The sequence below is a fragment of the Streptomyces africanus genome, from assembly GCF_002150735.1.
Taxonomy (GTDB): Bacteria; Actinomycetota; Actinomycetes; order Streptomycetales; family Streptomycetaceae; genus Streptomyces; species Streptomyces africanus.
Window position 1 is genome coordinate 1 of record NZ_MUKA01000660.1, and the last position, 2,709, is coordinate 2,709.

Here is a 2,709-nt window from a genome sequence, read left to right on the forward strand (position 1 = left end):
CGCCACCCCCGGCCAACCCCCAGCAGCTCGCCGCGGGCTGACGTGGCTACTCTGGATCCATGGACTACGTCTCCGCGCTCCTGCCCCCGGTCGTCATGGCCATCTTCTTCATCGGCGTGATCCGGGTGATCGTGAAGACACAGGGCGGCGCCAACAAGGCCAAGGAGGACGCGGCCGTCGATGCCGCCCTCGCCCGCGTGGAGGGTGCCCGGCAGTCCTCCACGACGCCCCCGAAGGCCGAGGCCTGACCCGGCCGCTGCCGCCGCCCCCCTGGGCGCAGCGCTCCGAGGCGTACGACTCCGTGCGGCCGCCCCCCCCGCGAGGGCCCGCACTTTCGAGTCGTACGCCCTTTTTGCTCCCGTTCGCCGGTGAAGCGCACGTCCGCCACGCCATTACCCAGATCTCCCACTATTGTTCTGAGGTGTGCCTCGCCCATTGGGAGAACTCGAAGACGCGGTCATGTCGCGGGTGTGGAAGTGGAACCGCCCGGTGACCGTTCGAGAAGTCCTGGAAGATCTTCAGAAGGAGCGGTCCATCGCGTACACCACCGTGATGACCGTTTTGGACAATCTCCATCAGAAGGGCTGGGTGCGCCGCGAGGCGGAAGGCCGCGCCTATCGATATGAGGCCGTCTCCACACGCGCCGCCTACGCCGCCGCCCTGATGAACGACGCCTGGTCGCAGAGCGACAACCCCGCCGCGGCTCTCGTCGCCTTCTTCGGCATGATGAGCGAGGAACAGCGAGAGACTCTCCGCGATGCCGTACGCATCGCCCAGGTCCCGGAAACCCGGAAACCGACCGGACCGTCGGAACCGGCCGAACCGGCGGAAGGAACGGAACCGCCGGAACGTACGGAAGCGCCGGAACGAACGGAACCGGCTGAACGGCCGGAGAACCCCGCCTCTGCTCAGGACCCCGGTGGGCGATAGCGTCCCCGTCATGTCCGCGAAGAGCCCTGAAGCCCCCACAAAAGCCATCACCGTCCGACGGGCACGTACGAGCGATGTCCCGGCCGTGCGCCGCCTCCTCGACGCCTACGTCCGCGGCGGCATCCTGCTCGACAAAGCAACGGTGACGCTTTACGAGGACATCCAGGAGTTCTGGGTCGCGGAACGGGACGACAACGCCGAGGTCGTCGGCTGCGGCGCCCTGCACGTGATGTGGGAAGACCTGGCCGAAGTCCGTACTCTCGCCGTGAAGCCCGGTCTGAAGGGCGCGGGCGTCGGACACCAGTTGCTGGAGAAGTTGCTGCACACTGCTCGCTGGCTCGGCGTTCGCCGTGTTTTCTGTCTGACCTTCGAAGTGGACTTCTTCGGCAAGCACGGCTTCGTGGAGATCGGCGAGACTCCTGTCGACACGGATGTCTACGCGGAGCTGCTGCGTTCCTATGACGAGGGTGTCGCGGAGTTCCTCGGTCTCGAACGAGTGAAACCGAACACCTTGGGCAACAGCCGGATGCTTCTGCATCTGTGATCACCGGGACGGACACAAGCCAGTCGCAAGCCGGTCGCATGACCGCCCGCCCGGTTCCTCAAGACGTATTCCGCACCGCCGCCCTGCCCGGGTGCCCTATGTCCGAAACGCGCACGTTTCCGGACGGAGGCGGGGGTGCCGGTCTCTGCCGAGGGTTTGTGTTTTTCCGGCAAAAGCGGTTTGCTTTCCGAGGTACTGCAGTACTGCATATAACAGGGGACGGCGATACGGCGGACGCCGGCACACCCGGCCCTGAAGATATCGATGAAAGGAAATCCGGTGGCACAGAAGGTTCAGGTCCTTCTTGTCGACGACCTCGACGGCGGCGAGGCGGACGAGACCGTCACGTTCGCGCTGGACGGCAAGACGTACGAGATCGATCTCACCACCGCTAATGCGGACAAGCTCCGCGGCCTTCTCGAGCCTTACGTGAAGGGCGGTCGTCGTACCGGAGGCCGTGCTTCGGGCGGGCGCGGAAAGGCGCGTGCGGCTTCGAGCGGCAGCCAGGACACCGCGGCCATCCGCGCCTGGGCGAAGGAGAACGGCTACGAGGTCAACGACCGCGGCCGTGTTCCCGCGACCATCCGCGAGGCCTACGAGAAGGCCAACGGCTGAACAGCGGCACTAGCGACCCTGCGCGCGCAAGGCCGGCGGCTGGGCACGCGTGCGCCGCAGCCGGACCCGGTGGCACTGCGTGGCCACCGTGTTCACCAGCCGTACGAGATCGGGGGCGTCTCCACCGCCCCCCAAGGCCGACAGCGTCGGCAGCGAGGCCTCGACCTCGCATCCCGGCTCGGGGGGCCGCAGCCACACGGCGGCCCCCTGGGAACCGAACCGGCCCAGGGGAAGCGGCCGGCCACGGCAGAAGCCGGGCTCGGGGAACAACGCGCCGCCCGTCTCGCAGGGCAACAGCGAGTCGCTCTCGCGGGGCAGCGTCCCGCCCCTCTCGCCGAAGGGCGCTGGCCCACCCGGCGTGTTCACCCCCGGCGATCGGCAGGGTTCCCCACTCCAGCCACTCCAGCAGCCCGGACAGTTCCTCCGCCGTGCCCGCGGCCACCAGGAACCGCATCCGGTCGCCGAGCACAGCCACCGGAGAGGCCGGGGCCAGGCGCCGCAGGGCCGCGTGTCCCGCCTCGGAGGGCACGTCCAGGACGTCGTAGCGCACCCCCACCACCAGCCGCAGAGGATCGCCGGGCACCGTCGGCCAGCCCAGTTCGTTCTCGTACCACCGCCGG

General features: G+C 68.3%; 4 protein-coding genes and 1 pseudogene. 4 read left to right on the forward strand and 1 reads right to left on the reverse strand.

Annotation, left to right across the window (positions count from 1 at the left end; translation table 11 throughout):
* Nucleotides 1-59: 59 nt before the first annotated feature.
* The 4 genes from CCL05_RS43190 (at nucleotide 60) to CCL05_RS43205 (ending at nucleotide 2,089) form a co-directional block, all read left to right on the forward strand.
* Nucleotides 60-248 (forward strand): hypothetical protein, encoded by a 189-nt coding sequence (locus CCL05_RS43190; RefSeq protein WP_086565905.1) that lies wholly within the window; start codon nucleotides 60-62, stop codon nucleotides 246-248.
* 211 nt (nucleotides 249-459) lie between these two features.
* Nucleotides 460-930 (forward strand): BlaI/MecI/CopY family transcriptional regulator, encoded by a 471-nt coding sequence (locus CCL05_RS43195; RefSeq protein WP_244204628.1) that lies wholly within the window; start codon nucleotides 460-462, stop codon nucleotides 928-930.
* A 10-nt stretch (nucleotides 931-940) separates the two neighbouring features.
* Complete coding sequence (locus CCL05_RS43200; RefSeq protein ID WP_086565907.1) at nucleotides 941-1,474, forward strand: amino-acid N-acetyltransferase; 534 nt, start codon at nucleotides 941-943, stop codon at nucleotides 1,472-1,474.
* A 279-nt stretch (nucleotides 1,475-1,753) separates the two neighbouring features.
* Complete coding sequence (locus tag CCL05_RS43205; RefSeq protein ID WP_010048839.1) at nucleotides 1,754-2,089, forward strand: histone-like nucleoid-structuring protein Lsr2; 336 nt, start codon at nucleotides 1,754-1,756, stop codon at nucleotides 2,087-2,089.
* A gap of 9 nt (nucleotides 2,090-2,098) precedes the next feature.
* On the opposite strand, the pseudogene CCL05_RS46960 reads toward CCL05_RS43205, so the two are convergent.
* Nucleotides 2,099-2,709, reverse strand: a pseudogene (locus tag CCL05_RS46960) (SCO3374 family protein); the annotation flags it as partial.

Excerpts from the sequence above, each read along its gene's own strand:
- CCL05_RS43190 (WP_086565905.1), top strand. The coding sequence starts at position 60 with ATGGACTACGTCTCCGCGCTCCTGCCCCCGGTCGTCATGGCCATCTTC.
- CCL05_RS43195 (WP_244204628.1), top strand. The coding sequence starts at position 460 with ATGTCGCGGGTGTGGAAGTGGAACCGCCCGGTGACCGTTCGAGAAGTC.
- CCL05_RS43200 (WP_086565907.1), top strand. The coding sequence starts at position 941 with ATGTCCGCGAAGAGCCCTGAAGCCCCCACAAAAGCCATCACCGTCCGA.